The sequence below is a fragment of the Pseudoalteromonas sp. SG43-5 genome (assembly GCF_014164345.1).
GTDB classification, from domain to species: Bacteria; Pseudomonadota; Gammaproteobacteria; order Enterobacterales; family Alteromonadaceae; genus Pseudoalteromonas; species Pseudoalteromonas distincta.
The window spans coordinates 145068-170677 of record NZ_JACJFA010000001.1 but is presented as its reverse complement, the minus strand read 5'-3'; the positions used below and the strand labels follow the sequence as shown (position 1 = coordinate 170677).

Below are 25610 nucleotides of genomic sequence, written 5' to 3'. Positions count from 1 at the left end.
ATAATTTTTATTGGAACATGGGAGCAAGAGAATGCTAATACTAACTCGTAGAGTAGGTGAAACCCTAATGATTGGTGACGAAGTAACAGTTACTGTTCTAGGTGTTAAAGGAAATCAAGTTCGAATCGGTGTTAATGCACCAAAAGACGTATCAGTGCATCGTGAAGAGATTTACATGCGCATACAAGCTGAAAAGTCGAACCCTAATCCGGGCAATGCTTAATCAACACGTATACGTAGTTGAGTAATTAACTCAACTAGACTAAAAGCCACTCACTGAGTGGCTTTTTTGTTTATAAAAGCGAGTGTTTCAGGACTAAGTATTTGTTTTGATATGTACTGCATGCCGCTTTTGTTTTTAATAATAATACCTTGTTGGGTGTCTATTACTTCGCTTATATTTTGCCATTCTAATTGATAGCTTTTGTAATGATTAGCAGATTTAATACCTTCTTCATCAAAGGTAAGTGTTACCTCAGAGCCTGATGCTCTGCTGAGCATTTGTCTGGTTACCCACCATGGTCTGCGATAGTAAAAAGCGACGCACTCGAGTACCGCTAACATGATCATAAACGATCCTAAGTAATGATCGTCTAAAACATAAATGCCAAATAGACCAAGCGCAACTAACAACACAAGTAAAAAGTATTTAGGTTTTGCACGCTTACTATAAGGGAGTGACTCATCAAAACACTCGTAAAAGTAGGGTTTATCTAATGTGTAGGTGGTTGTGAATGCCATTTTGCCTTGCTTTAAATATCGTTTTTTTTATTTTAACAAGCTAACTGCTAAATGAGCAGCTTTATAGTCAGTGATTTTATTACTGGCACAAAAAAACGGCTCGAAAGCCGTTTTTTTAGCGGTACAAGAAGAATTAACAGTTAGTTTCTTCAGCGTTCACGCCTTCTTTAACATTTTCACATGCATCTTCAACAGAGTTTTGCACATCAGTTACTGCTTCGTCGATACGTTCGCCAGCATCTTCTGCATGGTTGTCTTCACAACCCATCATGAAAAAACCTGCAAATACTGCGATTAGTGCTGCTTTTAAAGTTGTAGAGTTCATAGTGTAATTCCTTGTAAGTATTAATTAAATTTTAGTGTTTGTTAGATGAATGCTTTATCTACCTGGGTGATTTACCACGTAGTGCACCTGAAACTAATGAAATCACTAAAAGTACTAAAAAGATAAAAAATATAATTTTTGCTATACCAGCTGCGGCACCTGCGATGCCACCAAAACCTAACACTGCAGCGATTAAAGCAATAACTAAAAATGTAATTGTCCAGCGTAACATTGTTTTCTCCTTGGTTATCAAATTTGCTCATAATAACTAATGCCAGTTATATGCCAAAATTTATTTGGCATAAATATCAATTAGTTATTGGTTTTTGCTGTTATTCTAGCTATTAGTTGGTTAGTAACTTTTACGCTTTGTTATGTAAGTTATTCACACTGTTGCAAATAACTGCTAAATGTTCACTAAATAAACTTATTTTGGTAAGACCAATTAACAATTGGTGTGTGGCTTTGCATTTTATATTAAGAATTAGTGTTTATTTTTACTTAGCTTGATAGTTAATTAACAACTTCCATATAACTATTAGCTATAGTCGTTATTTCTTGTATGTATTGTAGAGCGCGTGATTGCTGAGTTATGGCATGTAAATTAATTGAGTGTTATGTTATTTATTGTTTAATTGGTTTTACCAATTTACAAGATGTAGACAAAGCGATTAGTTTTGTTATTATCCAGTGAATAAATATTTAATTAAATCGATTTTTTATTTTCGATATGGGTTTCAAGGGGAGAAAAATGGATATAGGTGCTCTACTCACAACGGCTGGTAACTTAATGCTTACTGGCATGGTTGGGGTGTTTGTATTTCTGTCGATATTAATTGGTGCAGTAACGCTTATGTCTAATTTGGTGACGCGCTTTAGCGAACCTGACGTGGCGACACCAGTTAAATCACCATCTTTTAAATCTCAAGGTGTGCCTAATGAGCACATCGCTGCTATTAGTGCTGCCATTGCTCAGTACAAATCAAATAATAAATAAGGGGCAAACACATGGCTAAATTAAAATTAACAGAATTGGTATTACGCGATGCTCACCAATCATTATTAGCAACGCGTATGCGCCTAGACGATATGCTACCGATTGCTAGCAAATTAGACGATGCGGGTTATTGGTCTATTGAATCGTGGGGCGGTGCTACATTTGACTCGTGTATTCGTTATCTAGGCGAAGATCCTTGGGAGCGTATTCGTGCACTTAAAAAAGCGATGCCTAATACTAAACAGCAAATGCTATTACGCGGACAAAACTTATTAGGTTACCGCCATTACGCTGATGACGTAGTTGAAAAGTTTGTAGAACGTGCACATAAAAATGGCGTTGATGTATTTCGTATATTTGATGCAATGAACGATGTACGTAACCTAGAAACAGCTATTAAAGCGGCTGTAAAAGTAGGCGCTCACGCTCAAGGTACTATTTCGTACACAGTTAGCCCAGTTCATACACTTGATATGTGGTTAACTCTTGCAAAGCAGCTTGAAGATATGGGTTGTCACTCAATTTGTATTAAAGATATGGCGGGTTTATTAAAGCCGTACGATGCTGAAAAACTAATTAAAGCACTTAAAGAAACTGTATCTATTCCAATTGCTATGCAGTGCCACGCTACAACAGGTTTAAGTACTGCTACTTACCAAAAAGCAATTGATGCTGGTATTGATATGCTCGATACCGCTATTTCATCAATGAGTATGACTTATGGACATTCCGCAACTGAAACTATTGTATCGATAGTTGAAGGGACTGAGCGTGATACTGAGCTTGATTTAAACCACCTAGAAGAAATTGCTGCTTACTTTAGAGATGTACGTAAAAAATATGCGGCATTTGAAGGTAGCTTAAAAGGGGTTGATGGGCGCATTTTATTAGCTCAAGTACCTGGTGGCATGCTTACAAACATGGAAAACCAACTTAAAGAGCAAGGCGCAGCCGATAAGCTTAATGAGGTTTTACTTGAGATCCCACGTGTACGTGAAGATCTTGGCTTTTTACCTTTAGTAACACCAACGTCGCAAATTGTTGGCACTCAAGCGGTACTTAATGTGCTAACGGGTGAGCGTTATAAAACAATTACTAAAGAAACTGCTGGCGTATTAAAAGGTGAATATGGCTTAACACCAGCACCAATGAATAAAGAGCTACAAGAGCGCGTGCTTGATGGAGCGGAAGTTATTACTTGTCGCCCTGCTGATAACATTGCACCTGAGCTTGCAACGCTTGAAGCTGAGTTATTAAAAGAAGCACAAGAGCAAGGTTTAACACTTGCTGATGATCAAATTGATGACGTATTAACTTATGCATTATTCCCACAAGTTGGTTTGAAGTTTATTAAAAACCGCAACAACCCAGATGCATTTGAGCCAGTACCTTCTGTTGAAGATAAAAGCAGTAAAGCACCTTCTAAATCAGTTTCAAACAATAACAAAGTGAAGGCTGAGCAATACAGCGTAAAAGTAGATGGTAAAGTTTATGACGTAGTCGTAGCGCAAGGTGGTGAACTTAAGGAAGTAACATTAAAAGACTCTGAGCACATTCCTCAATCTGCTTCGGTTGCATCAGGTGAAACACTTAACGCGCCTCTAGCCGGTAATATTTTTAAGATTAAAGTAAAAGCTGGGCAAGTTGTTAACGAAGGCGATGTAGTGATTATTATGGAAGCCATGAAAATGGAAACTGAAATACGCGCTACGCATACCGGAACAATTGCTGAAGTGTTAGTTAGTGAAGGCGATGCTGTAACTACCGGCGACGCTATGATTGCATTAGCTTAGGAGTAAATAGAGGATGGAAGGTATTTTAAACCTCTGGAATGCGACAGGCATTGCTAACTTTACAATCCCATCGTTAATAATGATTGCGGTAGGGTGTTTATTACTGTTTTTAGCGATAGCTAAAGGCTTTGAACCACTATTATTACTACCTATTGGTTTTGGTGCAATTTTAACAAATGTACCAGTGGCAGGTTTGTCAGACCCAGGTGGGCTTTTGTACTACGTTTATTATGTGGGTATTGATACGGGGATTTTTCCGCTGTTGATATTTATGGGAGTAGGGGCGCTGACCGACTTTAGCGCGCTTATTGCAAACCCACGTATGTTGTTATTAGGCGCGGCTGCACAGTTTGGTATTTTTGCTACATTGTTTGGCGCTATATTACTTAACTATGTGCCAGGTTTTGAATTTACTCTACAGGACGCATCGGCTATAGCCATTATAGGTGGTGCCGATGGGCCAACGGCAATATTTTTAGCATCAAAACTGGCACCTGATTTACTAGGCGCAATAGCAGTAGCTGCGTATTCATATATGGCACTTGTGCCAATTATTCAGCCGCCAATTATGCGTGCACTAACAACCCCAGAAGAGCGTAAAATAAAAATGCCAGAGCTTCGCAAAGTATCTAAAAAGGAAAAGATTATTTTTCCACTTATGGTGCTTAGTTTAACGGCTATGTTTTTACCGGCTGCTATACCGCTGGTAGGTATGTTTTGTTTAGGTAACTTAATGCGAGAGTCGGGTGTTGTTGATAGATTAAGTAACAGTGCTCAAAACGAAATCATTAATGTTACAACTATATTTTTAGGCTTAGCTGTAGGTTCAAAGCTTGCTGCAGATAAGTTTTTAACTGTTGAGACGATTGGTATTTTAGTGCTTGGCGCACTGGCTTTTGCAATTGGTACGGCATCTGGCGTATTTATGGCAAAAGGACTTAACCGAATATCTAAAACGCCTATAAATCCATTAATTGGGGCGGCAGGTGTATCGGCTGTGCCAATGGCGGCACGAGTAGTTAATAAAGTTGGCCTTGAAAGTAACCCACATAACTTTTTACTTATGCATGCAATGGGACCCAACGTAGCGGGTGTACTTGGTAGTGCAGTTGCAGCGGGTATTTTATTAGCACTTGTTGGCTAAAAATGTAATTTAAAATAGATTAACCATTAAGCGCAGTTTACTGCGCTTTTTTTTGTTCTTAATTTCTTCACCGCTAAATGGTTTCTTGTTCAGCACTTTTTGTTTACAGTAACAGCTCTTCAACATTTTAAGGATAGTTATCATGCTTCACACGCCTTTAGCAAAGCACTTGCCTCACGTTAGTAAACTTGTATTTGGATGTATGGGTCTGGGAGGCGGTTGGAATAAAGACGCAATCACTGATGCACATGTTAAGCAAGCTCATGAATGTATAGATAACGCCATTGAAGGTGGTATTAATTTTTTTGACCATGCTGATATTTATACTTTTGGTAAAGCAGAGCAGGTTTTTGGTAAAGCATTAAGTGAGCGGCCAGAGCTTAGAGAGCACATGTATATTCAATCTAAGTGTGGGATTCGATTTGAAGATGACTTAGGGCCAAAGCGTTATGACTTTTCCCCAAAGTGGATTGAGCAGTCAGTTGAAGCATCATTAAAACGATTAAATACAGATTATTTAGACGTACTTATGCTGCATCGCCCTGATCCACTCATGGAAGTTAACGAAATTGCTCGCATATTTAGTTGCTTAAAAGAAAGCGGTAAAGTGCGCAATTTTGCAGTGTCTAATATGCAGCAGCACCAAATGAACTTTTTACAAAACGCACTTGATATGCCAATTGTTGCTAATCAAATTGAGGCTAGTTTGCAAAAACATCAGTTTGTTGATGAAGGTGTATATGCCGGTAACAGTGACGGTAAAGATCTTAATTTTACGCCAGGTAGTATTGAGTACTGTCGTCATTTTGAAATCCAAATTCAAAGCTGGGGTAGTTTATGCCAAGGCTTGTACAGCGGTAGTGATTTATCAAACGCATCTCAGGCAGATATCAACACCAGTCTTTTAGTTAATAAGCTGGCTGCACTTTATGAAACCTCTGCTGAGGCAATTGTACTTGCATGGTTGCTTCGCCATCCCGCATCTATTCAGCCAATTATTGGAACAACTAGTGCTAAACGGATTAAAGCCTCTTGTGATGCTGTAAACGTAGAGCTAACTCGGGAGCATTGGTATGCACTTTATGTAAGCGCTAAAGGCCACGAATTACCATAAGTAGGGCGTTAATATGAACATATTCGTTATTTTAATTGGTTTGTTTGTTGCGCTGGCGATACTTATACCCTTGCTTGAAAAGTATCAAAGTAAAATAGGGCTCAACGGCGCAACCAAATACAGTAAATATATTTGGCCATTAGTGATGGTGTCTTTAGTTATTCAGCTCATTTATGTACTGATGTACTGATGTACTGATGTACTAATGGTTTATAGCGTATACAAAAAAGCCTTTGCAGGTTAAACCTGCAAAGGCTTTTTTAATGTTTATTGATAAACTTTATTTAAGTGCTAACTGTAGCTCGCGATTGCGCTCAAGCTGGGCAATAAAGTTATCAGCAATAGGTTTAAACTTGGCAAGTTCTGAGCGAGGTAATGGCTCTGACTTAGGGAGTTTTACAGTTTTAGGATTACGGTGAACGCCATTTACTAAAAATTCATAGTGTAAATGTGCACCAGTAACACGACCTGTAGAACCTACAGTACCAATTTGTTGGCCCTGTTTAACTTTTTGGCCCGTTTTAACTAGCTTCTTATTTAGGTGTAAGTACTTAGTTACATATTGCGTGCCATGGCTAATAAATACGTAGTTACCGTTGTACTTGCTGTAACCGGCTTTAATTACTTTACCGTTACCAGATGCAACAACAGGTGTGCCAGTGCGTGCAGCAAAGTCGATACCACGGTGCGCTCTAACTTGCCCAGTAACAGGGTGTAAGCGGCGAGGATTAAAGCTCGAACTAATATACTTAAAGCTTACAGGCGCACGTAAAAATGCTTTTTTCATGCTACGCCCTTCAGGCGTATAAAAATTGCCGTCGGTATGGCGAATAGCTGCAAAGCGCTGACCTTGGTTTACAAATTCAGCTGCAATAATCTTACCGGTACCAATAAACTCGCCATCAACATAGTGAGACTCGTAAATTAAGCCAAATACATCGCCTTTACGAATGTCGTTTGCAAAATCAACATCCCAACCAAATATGTCAGCAAAGTTCATTATTTGGCGTTCGCTTAAACCTGCTGCAATTGCTGAAGTCCAAAAGTTATTAGATATTTCGCCGCCAGCGGTTTTGGTTAGCGTTTCAATTTCTTTGCTATCAATAGCTGTATCGTAGTTACCTTCTTCGTTTAAGGTAACAAATAAAGTATCTGTTTTTGAAATCACATAGCGCAGTTGAGCTAAGGAGCCATCTTCAGCTGTCGCAAAACTAAGTATTTCACCTGGGTGAATTTTAGTCAGTTTGCGAGTCTCCGCATTAGTGTTAATTAGTTTATGAAGCGTTTGAGCCGAAAAACCAGCACGCTTAAAGATAATTGCTAAATTGTCGCCATTTTTAACTTTATGATCGACAAAGTCGTATTCTGGTAACTTTTCTGCTGCTTGCTCTGAATTTAACTCAGTTAATTTTTCGTTGTTATCAACTTTAACTTGTAACTCATAGCGCTTACCAATTTCTAGTGCATTTGCACTATTGTCTTTGGATGCAGTGGCTTTTTCAGAAGGAAGAAAGGCTAAGCCAACAATAGCAGAAACCAAACCTAGAATAAGCAATTTGTGTTTTTTGGGGAGCGTGTGAACCACGTGAACCATAACGTGCCTTTTTCTGCTGTCAAGATAATAAATACATAATATTGCAGGATATACTTAATAATGTACGAATACTAGTGTTTTGTAGATTTAAACTGACCTTAAACTACGCTAAAATCGGGCTTAGAAAGCCTTTTTTAACGCTCTACCTAGCTAAGACTCAATTGATTTAGTTTAGTTGCATGAATCACTTAAAAAGTTGTTTTAATTAGGTAGAAATTTGTTATGTTAGCTACATCTATTTATTCGGTTTAAACCTTTATTAAACCGTGACTACGCAAGTAACTAGTCGCCCCTTCGTCGGCAGAATTTTGGAGTAATACACAGTGGATTTACAAACCGCTCTAGCAGAGATAAAACGCGGTGCAGAAGAAATATTAATTGAAGACGAACTAGTTGAAAAACTAAAGTCGGGCAAGAAGCTAAAAATAAAAGCAGGCTTTGATCCTACAGCGCCTGATTTACACTTAGGACACACTGTACTAATTAATAAAATGAAAACCTTTCAGGATTTAGGTCATGAGGTTATTTTCTTAATTGGTGACTTTACTGGCATGATTGGTGACCCAACGGGGAAAAACGTAACGCGTAAACCACTTACTCGTGAAGACGTACTAGCCAATGCTGAAACATATAAAGAACAAGTATTCAAAATTCTAGATCCTGCTAAAACCACTGTTGCATTTAACTCTACTTGGATGGAAAAGTTAGGCGCTGCAGGCATGATTAAACTTGCTGCAAACCAAACCGTAGCACGTATGCTTGAACGTGATGACTTTAAAAAGCGTTATGGAAGCGGCCAACCAATTGCAATTCATGAGTTTTTATATCCACTGGTACAAGGTTGGGATTCGGTTGCACTAGAGTCAGATGTTGAACTAGGTGGTACTGATCAGCGCTTTAACTTGTTAATGGGCCGTGAGCTACAAAAAGTAGAAGGTCAAAAGCCGCAAACAGTATTAATGATGCCATTACTTGAAGGTACTGACGGCGTTCAAAAAATGTCTAAGTCGCTTGGTAACTACATTGGTATTACTGATGCACCTAACGATATGTTTGGTAAAATAATGTCAATTAGTGATGTGCTAATGTGGCGTTACTACGACTTATTAAGTGCGCTTTCTATTGAAGAAATTGCAGCTCAAAAAGAACGTGTTGAGCAAGGTACGAATCCGCGCGATATTAAAATTGAACTAGCTAAAGAGCTAATTGCTCGTTTTCATAGTGAAGCTGATGCACAAGGTGCACATGATGATTTTATTCAGCGTTTTCAGAAAAAAGCGTTACCAGATGAAATCCCAGAGCTAACAATCACTATTGCAGAAGATACTATTTTAATTGCTAACTTGCTTAAAGAAGCAAATTTAGTAGTAAGTACATCAGAAGCAATGCGTATGATTAAGCAAGGTGCAGTTAAACTTAACGGTGAAGATAAAATCACTGATACCAAACTTGAGATAGCAAAAGGCACAACGGCTATTTACCAAGTAGGTAAACGTAAGTTTGCAAACATCACTGTAGCTTAAGCACAGTTTAAAAACTAAAAAACCAGCCTCGGCTGGTTTTTTTTGTGCTCGTATTTTGAGCCCTTTAAATCAATTTTAATATTTCAATGCTGGCTATTACTAACAACCAAAATACACGGGCCTGATTTAACCTATTAATTATTACAGGTACATCCTCGGGTGTAGGTAGTCTATCAGTACCAATACGCATTTTATTAAAGCGAGTACCTAAATAAACTGCAGGCCCGCCCAGCTGCACGCCAAGCGATGCAGAACATGTGCTTAAGAGCCAGCCTGTATTTGTTTGATAAAAATGCCTGCCATAATGCTTTATATAATGCATGCTTTGTTTGCTTGCTCGACTTGCTGCAATAGTTAAAGCGAGTAAGCGCATGGGAATATATTCAATAATAAACAAGAGTGTTTTAAGCGGCTTTAAAAAGTAACTATTTGGGGGGATATCACTACGCCAGGCTTGTTGTATTAAGGTAAGTAACCGATAGGCAAGGGCAGCTATAGGGCCAAATGCTAAAAATATAAATATGACTACGAAATAGTATCGAGCGGTGCGCAGTATTAAGCTTTCAATTAATGCTTTGATAATACCAGCAGATGAAAGTCTATTAACTTCACGGGCAAGCAGTGGCTTTAGTAATTCGCGCGCTGTGGATTTTTGATTTTGTTTAGTTAGCTTTGCAATGCGAAGTGCTTTTTTATCAATGCTCTTACTTTCTAGGCATAAATATAAAATAAGACCTGCGAGTAATTCAGGGTAAAAAGCAAACTCGAGTAGTAACACTATAATAATGAGAATAACACTTAAAATAAGTGAGCTTGCGAGTATAGCTGCCAAATATTGATAGCTTTTAGGTTCTTTGCTTTTGTATATACGTTTGCCAATAGCACTAAAAACAGCATTTAACGCGGTATTAGGATGATACCAGCTAATAAGGGGAATAAAGCGCTCAGCAAGGAGCGCTAGTATAAAGGCAATAAAGTCCAAGTGATTTTGAACAATATTGCTAAGCATTTACAGAGATACTGCTGTAAGCTTTTCTAAAAGTGCAACAACCATTTTAGATGAGTTGATTGATGCTGTTTCTAGGTATTCTTCAAATGATTGTGGTGACTCTTTACCAGCAATATCAGACATTGAGCGAATTACAACAAATGGTGTGTTTAGCGTAAAACACGTTTGTGCAATTGAAGCGCCTTCCATTTCAACAGCAAGCATTGTAGGAAAATCACTACGTGCTTTATCAATGCGTATAGGGTCACACATAAATGTGTCACCAGTACAAATTAAGCCAACGAGTGTTTTAACATCACTGATTTGTTCGATAGTTTGCTGTGCTGCTTCAACTAATTTAGGGTGTGCTGCAAAGCCTGCCGGCATTTGTGGTACTTGGCCAATTTCGTAGCCAAAAGCAGTTACGTCTACATCGTGGTGACGTACTTCTGACGAAATTACGACATCGCCAACACTAAGAGAAGGATCGAATCCACCGGCTGAGCCTGTGTTAATTATGCAATCAGGTTTGAAGTTATCGATAAGTAAGGTAGTTGCAATAGTTGATGCGACTTTACCAATACCAGATTGAACAAGTGTCACCGTGTTACCAGCCAACTCGCCAGTATAAAAAGTGAAACCTGCTTTAGTTAAAATTTGTGGGTTTTGCATAGCTTCACGTAAAATTTTAACTTCTGGCTCCATTGCGCCAATAATACCAACATTCATAAAGTTTAATTCCTGAGTTTGAATCACTTGATTATACGTGAAGTTAACAATAAAAAACAAAAAAGCGAGCTTGTTTATGAGCTCGCTTTAAATACTTTTTAGGAGAGTATTTAATTCGTTTTTTAAATTTCAGCTAACGCGGTGGTTTGCGCTTTAGCTTGAGAAGGTGAAAGTACCGCTGGCTTATGTGAGCGATTACGAACAGGGCGCTGAGTTTGTGTTGCTGCAGGCTTACCAAGTTTAAACATAATTGCATCGCGTACTTCAGAAGGGCGGTAGCCCGATTTAACTTTCATACGAATATGTGGAATGCCCGCAGACTCTAGTGCACCGTTTACAAACCAGTCGCGTTGAGCTTTGTGGCCATCTTTGTTGGCATTGTTAACTAGGTCAACAGCAGCAATGATTGTTAGTTTTTCTTTATCGATTAATACAAAGTCGAGTTGCTTATTTTTAGCTTTAGCTAAAGCAGCACGTTTAGACTTTACTGAAAGGCCTTGCTTACAGTCAATAACGTCGATTAACTTAACGCGACTAACAATTTTATATTGATCGCCAACAGCACGCTCGAGAAGATTTAAAAAAGCGCCTTCAACCTGCGTAAAAACAGTTTGCTTGCGAGTAAAAGGATACGGGTTTCCGCCATCGTCATTAAACTTTGACGCAACAACAGAGGCCCCGACAACTAATACTAGGATTAATAATAAAGCGAATTCCATACGGTAACTCCATAACAACAAATTGACACTGCTCAAACAAAGCAATTTACGTGCCTAAAAAATATGGGTTATAAAATAATTACCGACTGGTTTACAAGCAATAGCTACACAGCGATTAAGCTTTGTAGCCTCCTTTAATACCTTTTACTGCAATAGCTACAGCATCGTGTGCATGCAGTGATTCATAGTGGTTTATTTGCAGCCAATAATCACTGTAATTGTTTGCCTCTAGCAATGCTTTAATTTTACGCGCTGCATCTTCACAAAACATAAGGTTTTGACCATTCAAACGGGCAAATTCTTGCTCATCTTCACGTTTTACTGCCGCTTGTACTGGTGTTTTAAGCTCAGCTTCAAGAGTGTTAATTAGCGTAACTACGTCAAATTCTTGAATGTTGCTATCAAGCTTTACTTTTACGTTGGCAATAGAGCGCTGCGAGTGGGGAGTAGCTACAATGCCTTGTGTAGTGCCTAGCCATTCGTGCACATCTTTTTGGCTTAACGTTTCTTGGTTAAACTTTTCGTTAAACGCGTTTTGTATAAGCTGGCGCGCAAGTGCAGCAGAGCATGGGCACGTTGAAGAATAAGTAACATCTACGGTTAGCTCGTAGCTAATAACGTTATTTTCAATTGTACTGGTAAGTACAACTGGGTAGCTTTTCCAGCCCGCTTTACCACTTAATAGTGACTTACGGCGTAGCGGTAATTCAAATTTAAATTCAATTTGTGCTTTATCGCTCAGCCCTTCGTGGCTAGTTATAAAGGTATCGAGTGCCTGCGCTATCGTTTGCGGATTGACTTGCTGCTCGGTTGAAAGCAGATCAAGTGCCAAAAATAGACGTGACATATGAATGCCTTTGGCATCTTCTTTATGTAAATTTACAAATGCACGCGCTTTGGCGTTTACTGTAACTGGAGATAAGTCTCGGGATTCAAAAATAAATGGCAGTTCTATTTCGCCCATGCCAACCCAGTCTAATTTACCTGTTTGTAAAGCGGGTGCAGTGTCTGCTATATCTGGCATATTGGTTTGCATGTGCGCTACTCGTATTTTGGGGATAATAAAGCGGGGCATTTTACACTAAATAATTTATTGCTGAAATGATGAGTTTAATAGATGAGCTAAATCAAACATGAAAAATTCTGTTTTTATCGCACAACGTGAGTAGTGGTAGGAGAAAAATGCTAAAATCTGGGAAAATGGTATGTTTATACATACGCATTGCCTTCTTTATATTAAGTACACAGCTAAGAGATAAAATTACGTATGACCGATTATTCTTTGAGCCCTTGGGCTCGGGTACTTTCCAGCTCAATAACGCGATTTGGTGAATTTAAAACCGCTGCTATTTGTTACACTTTATTTTTAACTGTATCTCTTATTTTATCGAGCATGTTTTATTATGTGGCGATAGGCGAATTACACCTTGTTGATATTTTAGCCGTGGTATTTTTTACGGCTGTAGTGTCTCCTTTAATAATAAGTGTGTTGCTTAATTCAATTCGACAACTAGATGCCTCATATGCTTATTTAGATAGCGCCACCAAGCAAGAAAAGCTTTTAAATCAAACCCTAAAAGATAACATTAACCGTCTAAACATCGAAATTGATGAGCGTAAAATGGCATTTCATGCCAAGCACCGCGCTATTGAAGAACTACGACGAGAAATTGCTGAGCGTAAAAAAACACAACAAGAACTTGCTCAACAAAGCATGCTGCAGCGCTCAATAGTTGATTCATCTCCTGATTTATTTTATTACCGCGATAACAATGGCGTGTTTGCTGGTTGTAATAAAATGTTTGAAGAAGTAATGGGCAAATCAAGTAGCGAACTAATTGGCAAAACGGTTGAGCAAATATTCCCTAGTCAGTTTTTATCTGAAGTTTTGAAAACCGATAAAGAAGTAGAGCAAAGCCATAAAGCACTAACCATTGATGTGGGTTATGAGGTAAATGGCGAAACGCGTTGGTTTGAGCTGCGTAAATTACCTTTTATAAATGATGAAGGTGATTACATTGGTCTACTGGGCTTTGGTCGTGATATCACAAGTCGTAAGGAGGCCGCTCAAGCGCTCGAAACGGCCTATAAAGACAAAGGTAAGTTTATTGCCACATTAAGCCATGAACTACGTACACCGCTCAATGGTATTGTTGGTTTAACACGAATGCTGCTTGATACTGACTTAAACAAACAGCAGCGTAGTTGGGGTAATACTATATTTTCGAGTGCTGAAACGCTCGGCAATATTTTTAACGATATTATTGATTTAGACAAAATAGATAGAGATCAGCTCGATATAGTGACCAACTCTATTAACGTATCAGACTTTATAAATGACGTTGTTAACTTTGCGGGCTTAATCGCGGAGCAAAAAGAGCTAGAGTTTGATATTAAGCGCAATGGGGTGCTGGATATTTACGCACAGCTCGACCCAACTCGCTTACGCCAAGTTGTTTGGAACTTAATTAATAATGCCGTTAAGTTTACACAGCAAGGAAAGGTAACACTTGAATGTAGCCGAGAAAACAGAGTTGAAGGCCCATGGTTAGTTATGAAAGTATCGGATACCGGCCAAGGTATTCCGCCAGAGCAGCTTGCTCATATATTTGATATGTATTACAAAGCGCCAGATTTAAAAGGGACTAACGCAATAGGTTCCGGTATTGGTTTGGCTGTAACTAAGGCACTTGTAAGTGCGATGAAAGGGATAATTACAGTAAATAGTACTGAGGGCGAAGGAAGTTGCTTTACAGTTCAAATACCGCTTAGTTTATGTGTAGCACCAACAGAGCAAAGTTATGTTGGTCGTGGTTTGTATATTTTACTAGTAGAAGATGTACCTCTTAACGCCGAAATTGCTACAAACTTATTAGAGCAACGCGGGCATGAGGTGTTGTGGGCTGAAACCGGTGAAGATGCACTCTCGTTTGTCGAAACTGAAGATGACTTAGATTTAGTATTACTTGATATGCAATTGCCTGATATAAATGGTGACGTAGTTGCCAAGCAAATACGCTCAGATAGTCATTTTGATAAATTACCTATCGTGGCACTTACGGCCAATGTTCGTAGTGCTGAGGAAGAGCTTGAAGGCATATCAATACAAGGGGCGCTTGCTAAACCAATTAACACGGTGAAGCTTGATAAAATGCTGGCTGATTTATTTGGAATTAAGCAAAGTGAATGCACAGAGCCGCTGTTAAAAGTAAGTGAAGAAGCCCTTAAAGGCATTGATGCACACTTATTAGATATGGAAACAATAGAAGACTTTGTCAATTCGATGGGCTTAGTTGTGTTTAGCCGCAGTAGTCAGCTATTCGAAAAGCTAAGTCCACAATATCAGCAAGAGTTACTTACTTCATTAAATACTGGTGATAGAGAAGAGTATGAATCAGTAGCGCATAAACTCAAAGGTGCGGCTGGCTCAGTAGGTCTTAATGATGTGCAGCTTCATGCCAAAATAATGGAACATGGTGCGATTGATGAATCTGATGAGGTGTTAAAGCAGTGGTTAGATATTCTGGCAGATAAAATAAATGAAGGACAAAAAGCCCTTCATTTATTTTTACAGCAATTAGAGTGAAACTAATTAGCTCTAATTAAGCGTCAATTTTACCAATGAAACGGTAACCTTCACCATGGATGGTGCTGATTAACTCAGACGTTGAGTTATCACTTTCAAAATGCTTACGAATGCGACGAATAGTAACGTCAACAGTACGGTCATTTGCGCGAAGCTCACGGCCTGTCATATGCTTAATTAATTGCTCACGGCTGAAAATGCGACCTGGAGAATCAAGCATTAAACGAAGTGCTCTGTACTCACCTTTAGGTAAACGCTTAGCGTCGCCATTTGGAGAAGTAAGACAACGGCTGTTTTCATCAAGTTCCCAACCATTAAACGTAATAACACCATTTGTTTCTAGAGCTGACTCTTCACCACCTAAGGCAGTACGAGTAATAAGGTTGCGAGCTCTGATAGTTAATTCACGCGGGTTGAACGGTTTAGTAACGTAGTCATCTGCGCCAATTTCAAGACCTAAAATACGGTCAACATCGTTGTCACGACCAGTTAGGAATATAAGACCTACTTTACGCTTTTGGCGTAATTCACGGGCTAAAATAAGACCGTTTTTACCAGGAAGGTTGATATCCATAACTACAAGATTAACGTCATCGTTATTTGTAAGCTTGTCATGCATATCATCGCCATCAATGGCTTCAATAACTTTGTACCCTTCAGCTTCAAATAAACTAACTAGGTTCAGTCGAGTTACGTCTTCATCTTCTACGATTAGAATGACTGGCGTTTGCATTATTAATTAACCTTTTGGAATATATTATTTATAAAAAATCGGTGACTAATTTATAACCGATTACTAGAGATTATAGGATTATACCCATTTGTTAACAAGGAAAAAACAAATTGGATAAAAATAAAACAGTAGGGTGTCCAAAGTCTACTAAAAAAGGGCAGTGCAAAAACTACTGTTTAATTGATATATACATGGATGTAGCTATTTGAATCATAAAGTCGAAGCCATTTTCCTTTGATAATTGACATATCATTCAATTAAATAAGGTACTTAAAATAATCAGACTAATTCAAAGCAAAACTATATCACTTTTTAACCTTTTAACCTTTCATCAATGTATGTGATACAGCAAAGATAAAAAAGTTCATAAATCGCTTGGTAATATTTATTTAAAGCAATTAAATAATGTTACGCACTTATCACATGCCTCATTAATGAGGTCATTAAATGCTAATTCAAGGATAAATTTTAAATATATGCACTTTTTAATGATCTTTATTTAAGGAATAGTAATTATAAAGCGAGCACCGCGTTTTTCTTCAAGATCAAACATCACTCTTCCGCCAAGTGCTTGTGTTACTAGGTTATAAACTAAGTGCATGCCTAAGCCACTTGCACCTTGCCCGCGCTTTGAAGTTACAAATGGGTCAAAAATTCTATTTTTAATATTTTTGTCAACGCCCTGACCATTGTCAGAATAAACGATTGTTAATTTTTTCCCGACGAGTTCTACGTCAAAGCGAATTTCATTGTTTTCTTTACCTATAAATCCATGAATTACAGAGTTCATAAGTAACTGCTGAAAAACTTGTTGTAGAGGTTCAGATTTACTATGAATAGCCAAGTCGGTCGGACAGTTGATAGTGACAACAGGCTTTTTGGGCAATAATTCAGATTGAATCGACGTTAAAACATCACTTATTAATTTGTGCACATTAATATAGGTATTTACACCGTCATCTTGAATAACCGCTACTTTTTTAAAGTTAGATATAAGGTCAGCTGCACGATTTAAGTTGCGGTAAATTAAATCTAAGTTTTCAATACCTTCATCTATAAAGCGTTTTAGATGGCTTGAGGTCAGTTTTTTGTCATCAAAGCTTTGCTGTATGTCTGCTAGTTTATCTCTAAGTAACGTAGAACCGGTAATACCTAGCCCTATTGGTGTGTTAACTTCATGGGCAACACCTGCAACCATTTGCCCTAAAGATGCCATTTTTTCGTTTTCAACAATTTGTGTTTGGTATTGATGCATCCGCTCAAGAGTTGATAAAAGCTCTTGATTTGCCTCTCTAAGGGCGATTGTTCGTTGGTTTACTTTTTCTTCAAGGCTTAGGTTTAGTTGTTTGATTTCTTGCTTATCTTTTTCGTGGCGTTCAAGTTGTTTTTTTGTACGCGTAAGCATGATATTTAAACTATTTGAAAGAGCACTTATTTCTTTTACATCAGTTACTGGTGCGCGTGCATCGTAGTTATGATTTTTAGACACATCCTGCAATAACATGCTTAATTGCTCTATTGGCTTAGCTATACGTCGTTGAACTTTAATAGCAATAAAGTAAACAACCGCCAGAATTAATAATGTTAATAACACGTCTATTAATATTTTTCTCTCAATATAAACCTCTAAACTCTCGAGGCTTCCTCGCATATACACATAACCTACTACTTGTTCGTTATCGTAAATAGGGCGGGTTAGCTCAATATGGTCACTGGTAATTCGTGGTGTTTTTAGCTCTTCTACACTGTCTATTCTCAGTGGCACAGGAGGTGTTTTTTTAGCATTAAAACTAATAAAGAAAACAGGCTTTTGGGATGCTTTTTCTATTGAGTAAATATGTATGTTTTTTACAAGAGGGATCTTTTCAAATGACTTGAGGCGTTTTTCTTCTGTTTTACGATCATCTTCAATTACCGATTGCCCAGCATCAAAAGCTACAATTTCAGAAAGAATAACAAGCTTATTAACTATTAATTGCTTTTGTTCTTTCACGCTTAAATACGTAGAGATAGAAATAGATAACGATAAGCAAATCGCTGTAATAAGCATGATCAAATTAATGAGTGCTTTTCGAATGCTACTTTGATGAACTTTTTTAGGCATTATTTCATTATCGCCTGAGTTAAATTTAATTATTTAGAGTTTTAGTTTAGCAAAGACGTGGAAAAATGAAGGAAAAAAACTAAATTAATTCTTATATTTATTCGAAAGTTAGCTTGAGCACGTTTGTGCTCAATCATTTTACAAGTTTAAATTAGCTGCTATATACAGCAAATTTATTGTTCTTAAATACAGTTTGATAGCTTTCAAACTGAGTTTCTAAAATAGGCGGGTACTTTAAAAAGCTGTTAGCAACAATATTTAGCTTCCCTAATTTAGTTAAATGCTGTTTTGCATTAGCTAAAAATGTTTCTGCTACTGTGTAGTCGGTTGCAATACCAGTATGAAAAGGTGGATTGCTAATAATTAAATCAAACTTGCCATTAATGCTTTTAAGGCCGTCACTTAATATAGCCTCACCATTGATGTTGTTAAGCTTTAGGGTTTGCTGTGTTGCATAAGTTGCCAGCGCACTTACATCACTACACACAAACTCAAGTGCTGGATTATGAAGCCCTAAAAAAGTTGCTATTAAACCAGCGCCACAACCAAAGTCGAGAACTTTGCCTTGCTTAATTGTCGGTGCGTTTTCCAGTAGAACTTTCGTTCCTATATCTAAACTACCGTGATTAAACACTCCAGGAACACTAATAGCTGTAAATTCAGTGTCGGCAACATTAACAACAAACTTTTTATGGTAAGTCGTAATATCAAAGTGAGGGTGCTTAGAAATTTCAGCAAATGAGTAAAGAACGCAGTGCTTAGCTGAATCAATCTTGTTACTAAACTCAGCTTTACCAGCTAATTGCTTTTCAATTGACTTAACACCACTTTTGTTTTCACCTACTACTAATAGTTCGGCATCATCAGTAATGGCAGATCGAATATTATCAAGTGCCATTAATAACTCTGGTTTTGATTTAGGGTAGTAAAGAATAACTAAATCGTAGTCGTTACCAGGTATTGTGTGGCTTACATGAACATCAACATCTTTGGTGTTTTTAGCAAACTCTCCGTTAGCATGGTTGTAGCTAAACGCAGTTACTTTGCTTTGCGGATTAAGTCTTTTAAGCTCTGTTAAAAAGCCATCTTGAACAAAGTTGACCACCAAGATAGATTTTCCCGTTAGTGCCTCGCTATTACGAAGTAACAGTAAACTTGGGTTGGTTAGTACGCTCATAAATGGCTTTGCCTTACAGTATATTTAGTTTTATAAAAGTAAAAGTGAGTAATTAAATTTAATTATTCTGTGCGCTCAAACATTAAATCCCACACGCCATGACCTAGGCGGTGTCCGCGCTGCTCAAACTTAGTAAGCGGGCGTAAATCTGGACGTGGAACATAATCATTTGTTTCTGATTGGTTTTTAAAACCAGGAGCTACGTTCATTACTTCGAGCATGTGCTCTGCATAGTTTTCCCAGTCTGTTGCCATATGAAAAACGCCACCCATTTTAAGTTGGGCTCTTAGCTTTTCAACAAACTCAGTTTGTACAATACGGCGTTTGTGGTGACGCTTTTTATGCCAAGGGTCAGGGAAAAATAGTTGTAGTGTTGTTAAGCTTTCATTAGGTATGCAATCTGCAAGTACTTCAACTGCATCGTGTTCAAAAATACGTAAGTTGGTAATGCCTGCTTCATCGGCATCCATTAAACAAGCACCAACGCCTGGGCGGTGTACTTCAATACCGATAAAGTTTAGGTGAGGGGCATTTGTTGCCATTTCGACAAGCGACTTACCCATACCAAAACCAATTTCTACTACTACATCGTTGTTGTTACCAAAAACTTCGCTTAAATCAAGCATACCGTTTTTATGCTCTAGGCCCATTGTTGGCCAGCATTTTTCGATTGCAGCGGCTTGGCCTTTGGTTAATCGACCTTCGCGTTTTACAAAACTGCGAATGGTGCGGATGTATTTACCTTCTTGCTTAGCTTGCTCAAGGTTAGTGTTGCTTGATTCACTCATATTATTGGCCTGACAAAAACAATGTGTTTAAAAATGGTTGCATATTATCCCTGACCGAGGCCGCAATCACAAGTATTAGCTGGTTTTACACCCCGTATAGCTTGATCTTTTTGTTAACTGCAATAGACTGAGCCGCCATTGGGCATCAGTAAAAGTTAAAAATGTTGGATTTAAATAAAGAACAGTCACACTGGTTTTCTAATCAAGTTGTTGATTGGTATCACCTTCATGGGCGTAAAACACTCCCGTGGCAGCTAGGTAAAACACCTTATAAAGTGTGGGTGTCTGAAGTGATGCTGCAGCAAACCCAAGTTATTACTGTTATTCCATACTTTGAAAAGTTTATGCAAAGCTTTCCAGATATTATCGCTTTAGCTGATGCGGATGAAGACTTAGTACTGCATCACTGGACCGGCTTAGGGTATTACGCTCGTGCGCGTAACTTACACAAAACAGCTAAAATAGTGCGTGACAAATACCAAGGTGAGTTTCCGAAAACACTTGAGGAAGTAATGGATTTACCTGGAATAGGGCGCTCTACTGCAGGGGCTGTTTTATCATTGTCGCTTGGACAGCATCACCCTATTTTAGATGGGAACGTGAAGCGAGTTTTAGCGCGCTATTTTATGATTGAGGGCTGGTACGGCGTTAAAAAAGTCGAAAACCAGCTTTGGCATTTATCAGAGCAGTTAACGCCTAAAGATAATGTTACTGAGTTTAATCAAGCTATGATGGATTTAGGGTCTAGTGTTTGCTCACGCAGCCGGTTTGATTGCGAGGCTTGCCCATTAAACTCAGGCTGTGGTGCTTTTAATACAGGTAAAGTAAAAGAGTTTCCACATTCAAAACCTAAAAAAGCAGTTCCTAAAAAGAGTTGTCATCAGTTAATTATTCAGTGTGGTGATAAAGTGCTTATGGAAAAACGTCCTAACAGCGGTATTTGGGGCGGATTGTTTGGCTTTTTTGAATTTTATGAGTACGAAGAGCTTCAAATGTTTTTAGCTCAGCAAGGCCTAGAAGCCGACTTAGTAGAGCTTGAAGCGTTTATTCATGTGTTTTCACATTTTGAGCTGAGGATTAACCCGCATGTGCTCAATGTTAAGAAAACTCCTGATGTGGTAAACGATAAGCAATTAATCTGGTATCCGCTTGATCAATCAATAGAGGTTGGCCTAGCAGCACCAACTAAAAAGTTGGTTAAACAAATTACAGCAATAGTATAGAATAGCCCCATATTTAGCGTTAGAGAGAATCAATCATGGCACGTACAGTATTTTGTCAAAAGTTACAAAAAGAAGCCGAAGGGCTTGGCTTTCAGTTATACCCTGGTGAAATTGGTGAAAAGATTTTTAATAACATCTCTAAAGAAGCGTGGGCTCAGTGGCAACATAAACAAACAATGCTTATTAACGAAAAGCATTTAAATATGATGGACCCAGAACACCGCACATTTTTAGAAGAGCAAATGGTTGGTTTTTTGTTTGAAAATAAAGATGTAGAAATTGAAGGTTATCGACCGCCTGAAAAGTAATGTTTTAAATAAAAAAAGGGCTATTAAGCCCTTTTTTTATGTTTATTTATTCATTTAACTCATCTTCTTGCTAAGATATTTTAATTTGTTCCTTTAAAAATTGAGCAGCTTTAGAGTATTCAATTTCCAGCTTATCTCTTAACTCTATTAATTCATCGGTTGTGAGTTCACCTTCTTTACATTTATCTTCAAATGCACTTGAAAGTTCTGCCACCGTTTGGGCACCAATTGTCTTGGAGATCGATTTTAATTGATGACACCCTTCAATAATCTCATTTAAATCGTTAACCATAACGCCGGAATTAATACTCTTAATTAAGCCTTGGCTTTGTTCTAAATACATTTTGAAAAAACGAATTTGCTTAGCGTTATCACCGTTTACATATTTAGCAACAGCTTCCATATCAATAGGTAGTGCCATAGTTTGATGAATAACTACATTTGGGTTTTGGCTTTGTTTATCGCTCCAACGTTTTAGAGTTTCTTCTAACGCGTTTAGCTCTATAGGTTTGGTAATGAAGTCGTTAATACCTACTGCTAAACAGCGCTCTTTTTCGCCTTTAAGTGCGTTTGCTGTTACTGCAATAATGTAAGGCTGTGCATCAATCGATTCTAATAGCTCTGCTTCATTACGGATTTTTTCGACCATATCGTAACCCGACATTTTAGGCATGTGTAAGTCGGTTAAAATAAGTGAGTAATCACCTTTTCTCCACATATCTAGGCCTTCTTCACCGTTGTTCGCTATTTCAACGCCAAAGCCCAGTATATGTAGTTGATCGGTGAGGACTTGTTGGTTTAGAAGGTTATCTTCAACAAGTAGAACCAATTTGTTTGAATTACGTGCCTGCTCAACATTTAAATAGTTATTAAGTGTTTTGGTTTTTTTAATTTGCTTAGGTGTATGTAACCCTGCAGCCACCAATATAGAAAGCATAAAGTTAGATTTACATAGAGGAGAAGCATTAATATAAAAAATGTTTTTATGATTTATAGCTGCTTCATCAAGCTTACTTAGTACAACAACTTGTTGGTTATAGTCCTCTAATGAATAAAATAAACGTCTTAGCAGCGCATTAGTTTTATCCATATTGTCTATGCCATCAGCCACCCAAATAATATCTTGTGAATGCTGGTGCTCTTCAATTTCTTCTTCTGTGTGTGCATAAATTATTTTAGCGCCCATGAACGATAAATAACGGTACATTGTTTTTTCACGTTCTAGGTGATTACTAACTACAACAATTTGCTTACCATTTAATGCACCTTTATGTGCGTACTTAATTTTACCCGATGTGCTAAAGGGCAGCTCTACTGTAAATTCACTGCCAATTCCGGTATGACTAGTTACATGAATAGTACCTAGCATAAGCTCAGTTAAGCTTTTACAAATAGAAAGACCTAAACCGGTGCCACCATATTCTCGGGTAATTGAGTTTTCGGCTTGAATAAATGGATTAAATATTTCGCGTAATTGCGCCTGCGACATGCCTTTACCGTTATCAGTGACGCAAAAGCGTAAGGTAAAGTGATCAGTGGTATTATGAACCACCTCTACTGATATTTTTACATGGCCTTGGGTTTTTTCATCAGTGCTAGTGAATTTAATTGCGTTGCTACATAGGTTATAAAGCACCTGACGTACACGCACACTATCACCGGTAAGGTTGACTGGAATATCTGGTGCTATTGCTAGTTCTAAATCAAGCTCACGTTTTTTAGCAACTGATGAGAGCACTCGAGCAACTTCTTCAATGGTATCGGTTACCGAAAATGGGATCGGGTCAATATTTAGCTTTCCAGCTTCAATTTTAGAAAAATCTAAGATATCATCTAAAATGCTCAATAAAGAAAATGCTGATTCACGAATAATTGTACTTAAACGATGTTGAGCGCCATCAAGTTCGGTCTGGCGCAGTAAATCAATAGTGCCTATAACACCATTCATCGGTGTTCTTATTTCGTGGCTCATTGTGGCTAAAAAGGTCGTTTTGGTTTCGCTTGCTCGCTCTGCTTTTAATGTGGCTTGCTCAAGCGCTATAGTACGATTTTGCACTTCGGCTTCTAGGCCATTTTGTAATTTATAAAGCTCTTTTTGTGCGGCGTCATTCTCACTCATCGCAGTCTGTACTTTTTGTAGCAGTAAGTTAATGTTTTTTGCCACTACACCTAAACCAATATCAAGCTGCTCATCAACACTACTATTGTAATTAGCATTTTCGGTGATTGCCTGCAGCTCTTGTGTAAGAGTGTCAGTACTTTTTCGTAAGCGACTATTAATGTACATATTAAACATTAAAGTAAATATAAATAATGCAGCTACGCTTGCTATCGCAATAATGTAGGCAATAACTTGAGAGTTTTGAGCGCTTAAAGGAGCGGTTGGTAGGTTTTGCTTAATAATAAGCTCGCCAATAGGTTGATCGTTTAACAGCAGTAAGTGATGTAGGATGCCTTCTTCTACTAGATGCTTTTCAGTTTTAATTGAAGCGATAGCAGGTTTACTGCTGCTATATACCAACTGAGTATCTGATGTAGCATTGAAGCGATATAGAGTATATTCAAAGTCATCATCTAATAACGACGTTAAATCAAGTAACTGCCTTACTTTACCTTGACCATACATAGTTAATGCATCAACCATAGGTAAGTCTAATCTATCGGCAAGCGTTACAATATTAACAGATGATGCAGGTTGGGCTGTCTTAACTTCAGTTTGTGAATAAAATGAGTGGGCAATAATAGCAAGCGCTGTTACTGCAATATTTATGATTAAAAAAAGAGGTAATAAGCCTTTGACTGGCGATGAAAATTTACTCTGCATTGATTGTTTCCAATTGATGTGATTTTACTACGATAAGTCCCTATCGTACGTATCTAAGCTAATCGTAACATTTACAAAAAATAATTCACTACGGTTTTAGTCTGATTTATTTATATTTATAGTTCGATTTGTGGTAAAAATGAACGTTATTAATAAAAAACACACTGAGTTGTCTGAAAACCGTTCAAACAGTTATAAAGAATAAAAAAAAAGTTGACTTGTAAGGGCAAAACTCGTTTAATACGCCGCACGCCCAGATAGCTCAGTCGGTAGAGATGAGTGGGAATTGCATTGAAAATCTTTTAAGATTTTTAATTAGCACTGTTTAAGTGCCTCGATAGCTCAGTTGGTAGAGCAGAGGATTGAAAATCCTCGTGTCCCTGGTTCGATTCCGGGTCGAGGCACCATTTATTAAAGTAGTGGTGTTTAATCAACAGTTTAAACATTATTACGCGTGCCTTAGCACACAGTTTTGTGTGCCGACTTAGCTCAGCTGGTAGAGCAACTGACTTGTAATCAGTAGGTCAACCGTTCGACTCGGTTAGTCGGCACCATTTATATAAAGTTAATTGTAAAGTATCACAATTAATTAGCACAGTTTATGTGCCTCGATAGCTCAGTCGGTAGAGCAGAGGATTGAAAATCCTCGTGTCCGTGGTTCGATTCCGCGTCGAGGCACCATTTACTTTAAGTTCTCAATCTTTAAAATTGAACGTGCCTTAGCACACAGTTTTGTGTGCCGACTTAGCTCAGCTGGTAGAGCAACTGACTTGTAATCAGTAGGTCAACCGTTCGACTCGGTTAGTCGGCACCATTTATTTAAAGTAGTTTGAAAAGAAAAACTGTAATCAGTAGTCTGTTCAAATTACCCGTCGACTCGGTTAGTCGGCACCATTTATTAAGTTAAAGGTTAATTTCGTTAATCTGTAACTAGCACAGTTTATGTGCCTCGATAGCTCAGTCGGTAGAGCAGAGGATTGAAAATCCTCGTGTCCGTGGTTCGATTCCGCGTCGAGGCACCATTTATTGAAAAGCCTTGCTTATGCAAGGTTTTTTTATTTTAAGTGCTTTATAAAAGTTCTCAATCTTTAAAATTGAACGTGCCTTAGCACACAGTTTTGTGTGCCGACTTAGCTCAGCTGGTAGAGCAACTGACTTGTAATCAGTAGGTCAACCGTTCGACTCGGTTAGTCGGCACCA

At 38.1% G+C, this 25610-nt stretch carries 23 protein-coding genes and 6 tRNA genes; 16 read left to right on the top strand and 13 right to left on the bottom strand.

The window, feature by feature from the left end:
* Positions 1-31: 31 nt before the first annotated feature.
* Positions 32-223 carry a carbon storage regulator CsrA gene (gene csrA, locus H5161_RS00755; protein ID WP_004587515.1) on the top strand — a complete coding sequence of 64 codons (192 nt, stop codon included), beginning with the start codon at positions 32-34 and terminating at the stop codon, positions 221-223.
* 50 nt (positions 224-273) lie between these two features.
* On the opposite strand, the gene H5161_RS00750 is transcribed toward csrA, so the two are convergent.
* The 3 genes from H5161_RS00750 to H5161_RS00740 form a co-directional block, all read right to left on the bottom strand.
* Positions 274-741, bottom strand: coding sequence for a YcxB family protein (locus H5161_RS00750; RefSeq protein ID WP_165744115.1), 468 nt, complete (start codon positions 739-741; stop codon positions 274-276).
* Positions 742-874: 133 nt separating this feature from the next.
* Positions 875-1066 carry a hypothetical protein gene (locus tag H5161_RS00745; protein ID WP_002961938.1) on the bottom strand — a complete coding sequence of 64 codons (192 nt, stop codon included), beginning with the start codon at positions 1064-1066 and terminating at the stop codon, positions 875-877.
* Between the two features lie 58 nt (positions 1067-1124).
* Positions 1125-1298, bottom strand: coding sequence for a DUF1328 domain-containing protein (locus tag H5161_RS00740; protein WP_002961939.1), 174 nt, complete (start codon positions 1296-1298; stop codon positions 1125-1127).
* Between the two features lie 519 nt (positions 1299-1817).
* Here H5161_RS00740 and H5161_RS00735 point away from each other — a divergent pair.
* The 5 genes from H5161_RS00735 (at position 1818) to H5161_RS00715 (ending at position 6304) form a co-directional block, all read left to right on the top strand.
* A complete protein-coding gene (locus H5161_RS00735) occupies positions 1818-2063 on the top strand; it encodes an OadG family protein (RefSeq protein ID WP_002961940.1) in 246 nt (81 codons plus the stop codon).
* A gap of 11 nt (positions 2064-2074) precedes the next feature.
* On the top strand, positions 2075-3856 hold the full coding sequence (oadA, locus tag H5161_RS00730) for a sodium-extruding oxaloacetate decarboxylase subunit alpha (RefSeq protein ID WP_149603191.1): 1782 nt from the start codon (positions 2075-2077) through the stop codon (positions 3854-3856).
* A 13-nt stretch (positions 3857-3869) separates the two neighbouring features.
* Entirely contained in the window at positions 3870-5000 is a 1131-nt protein-coding gene (locus tag H5161_RS00725) for a sodium ion-translocating decarboxylase subunit beta (protein ID WP_002961942.1), read from the top strand.
* Positions 5001-5142: 142 nt separating this feature from the next.
* Positions 5143-6114, top strand: coding sequence for an aldo/keto reductase family oxidoreductase (locus tag H5161_RS00720; protein ID WP_182768509.1), 972 nt, complete (start codon positions 5143-5145; stop codon positions 6112-6114).
* A gap of 13 nt (positions 6115-6127) precedes the next feature.
* A complete protein-coding gene (locus H5161_RS00715; RefSeq protein ID WP_007583822.1) occupies positions 6128-6304 on the top strand; it encodes a hypothetical protein in 177 nt (58 codons plus the stop codon).
* 90 nt (positions 6305-6394) lie between these two features.
* On the opposite strand, the gene H5161_RS00710 is transcribed toward H5161_RS00715, so the two are convergent.
* Positions 6395-7708 carry a peptidoglycan DD-metalloendopeptidase family protein gene (locus H5161_RS00710; RefSeq protein ID WP_024597684.1) on the bottom strand — a complete coding sequence of 438 codons (1314 nt, stop codon included), beginning with the start codon at positions 7706-7708 and terminating at the stop codon, positions 6395-6397.
* A gap of 323 nt (positions 7709-8031) precedes the next feature.
* On the opposite strand from H5161_RS00710, the gene tyrS reads away from it, so the two are divergent.
* Positions 8032-9231, top strand: coding sequence for a tyrosine--tRNA ligase (gene tyrS / locus H5161_RS00705; RefSeq protein WP_007585427.1), 1200 nt, complete (start codon positions 8032-8034; stop codon positions 9229-9231).
* A 64-nt stretch (positions 9232-9295) separates the two neighbouring features.
* Here the strand turns inward: tyrS and H5161_RS00700 are convergent, their stop codons facing one another.
* The 4 genes from H5161_RS00700 to folE2 form a co-directional block, all read right to left on the bottom strand.
* Positions 9296-10240: a regulatory signaling modulator protein AmpE gene (locus tag H5161_RS00700; protein ID WP_182768508.1), complete on the bottom strand. Its 945-nt coding sequence runs from the start codon at positions 10238-10240 to the stop codon at positions 9296-9298.
* Entirely contained in the window at positions 10241-10948 is a 708-nt protein-coding gene (mtnN, locus tag H5161_RS00695; RefSeq protein WP_024597687.1) for a 5'-methylthioadenosine/S-adenosylhomocysteine nucleosidase, read from the bottom strand.
* Positions 10949-11070: 122 nt separating this feature from the next.
* On the bottom strand, positions 11071-11667 hold the full coding sequence (locus H5161_RS00690) for a DUF2726 domain-containing protein (RefSeq protein ID WP_002962552.1): 597 nt from the start codon (positions 11665-11667) through the stop codon (positions 11071-11073).
* 115 nt (positions 11668-11782) lie between these two features.
* The gene (gene folE2, locus H5161_RS00685) at positions 11783-12703 is read right to left on the bottom strand and encodes a GTP cyclohydrolase FolE2 (protein WP_002962551.1); all 921 of its coding nucleotides are present in this window, start codon (positions 12701-12703) and stop codon (positions 11783-11785) included.
* Positions 12704-12934: 231 nt separating this feature from the next.
* On the opposite strand from folE2, the gene arcB reads away from it, so the two are divergent.
* Positions 12935-15253, top strand: a complete 2319-nt coding sequence (gene arcB, locus H5161_RS00680) for an aerobic respiration two-component sensor histidine kinase ArcB (RefSeq protein WP_182768507.1) — start codon at positions 12935-12937, stop codon at positions 15251-15253.
* A 16-nt stretch (positions 15254-15269) separates the two neighbouring features.
* Here the strand turns inward: arcB and arcA are convergent, their stop codons facing one another.
* The 4 genes from arcA to trmB form a co-directional block, all read right to left on the bottom strand.
* Positions 15270-15986 (bottom strand): two-component system response regulator ArcA, encoded by a 717-nt coding sequence (arcA, locus tag H5161_RS00675; RefSeq protein ID WP_002962549.1) that lies wholly within the window; start codon positions 15984-15986, stop codon positions 15270-15272.
* Positions 15987-16485: 499 nt separating this feature from the next.
* Positions 16486-18090, bottom strand: a complete 1605-nt coding sequence (locus H5161_RS00670) for a sensor histidine kinase (RefSeq protein WP_182671521.1) — start codon at positions 18088-18090, stop codon at positions 16486-16488.
* Positions 18091-18241: 151 nt separating this feature from the next.
* Complete coding sequence (gene rsmC, locus H5161_RS00665; RefSeq protein WP_024605357.1) at positions 18242-19267, bottom strand: 16S rRNA (guanine(1207)-N(2))-methyltransferase RsmC; 1026 nt, start codon at positions 19265-19267, stop codon at positions 18242-18244.
* 62 nt (positions 19268-19329) lie between these two features.
* A complete protein-coding gene (gene trmB, locus H5161_RS00660; RefSeq protein WP_007582957.1) occupies positions 19330-20055 on the bottom strand; it encodes a tRNA (guanosine(46)-N7)-methyltransferase TrmB in 726 nt (241 codons plus the stop codon).
* Between the two features lie 161 nt (positions 20056-20216).
* Here trmB and mutY point away from each other — a divergent pair, with 161 nt between their 5' ends.
* Both mutY and H5161_RS00650 read left to right on the top strand, forming a co-directional pair.
* On the top strand, positions 20217-21278 hold the full coding sequence (mutY, locus tag H5161_RS00655; protein WP_182768506.1) for an A/G-specific adenine glycosylase: 1062 nt from the start codon (positions 20217-20219) through the stop codon (positions 21276-21278).
* A 35-nt stretch (positions 21279-21313) separates the two neighbouring features.
* Positions 21314-21586 carry an oxidative damage protection protein gene (locus H5161_RS00650; RefSeq protein ID WP_002962543.1) on the top strand — a complete coding sequence of 91 codons (273 nt, stop codon included), beginning with the start codon at positions 21314-21316 and terminating at the stop codon, positions 21584-21586.
* A 70-nt stretch (positions 21587-21656) separates the two neighbouring features.
* Here H5161_RS00650 and H5161_RS00645 read toward each other — a convergent pair whose 3' ends face one another.
* Entirely contained in the window at positions 21657-24410 is a 2754-nt protein-coding gene (locus H5161_RS00645; RefSeq protein WP_182768505.1) for a hybrid sensor histidine kinase/response regulator, read from the bottom strand.
* A gap of 331 nt (positions 24411-24741) precedes the next feature.
* Here H5161_RS00645 and H5161_RS00640 point away from each other — a divergent pair.
* The 6 genes from H5161_RS00640 to H5161_RS00615 all read left to right on the top strand — a co-directional run bounded on the left by H5161_RS00640 (position 24742) and on the right by H5161_RS00615 (position 25610).
* A tRNA-Phe gene (locus H5161_RS00640) sits at positions 24742-24817 on the top strand.
* 71 nt (positions 24818-24888) lie between these two features.
* Positions 24889-24964: transfer RNA gene (locus H5161_RS00635), tRNA-Thr, on the top strand.
* 51 nt (positions 24965-25015) lie between these two features.
* A tRNA-Phe gene (locus H5161_RS00630) sits at positions 25016-25091 on the top strand.
* A gap of 57 nt (positions 25092-25148) precedes the next feature.
* A tRNA-Thr gene (locus H5161_RS00625) sits at positions 25149-25224 on the top strand.
* A gap of 132 nt (positions 25225-25356) precedes the next feature.
* Positions 25357-25432: transfer RNA gene (locus H5161_RS00620), tRNA-Phe, on the top strand.
* A gap of 102 nt (positions 25433-25534) precedes the next feature.
* A tRNA-Thr gene (locus H5161_RS00615) sits at positions 25535-25610 on the top strand.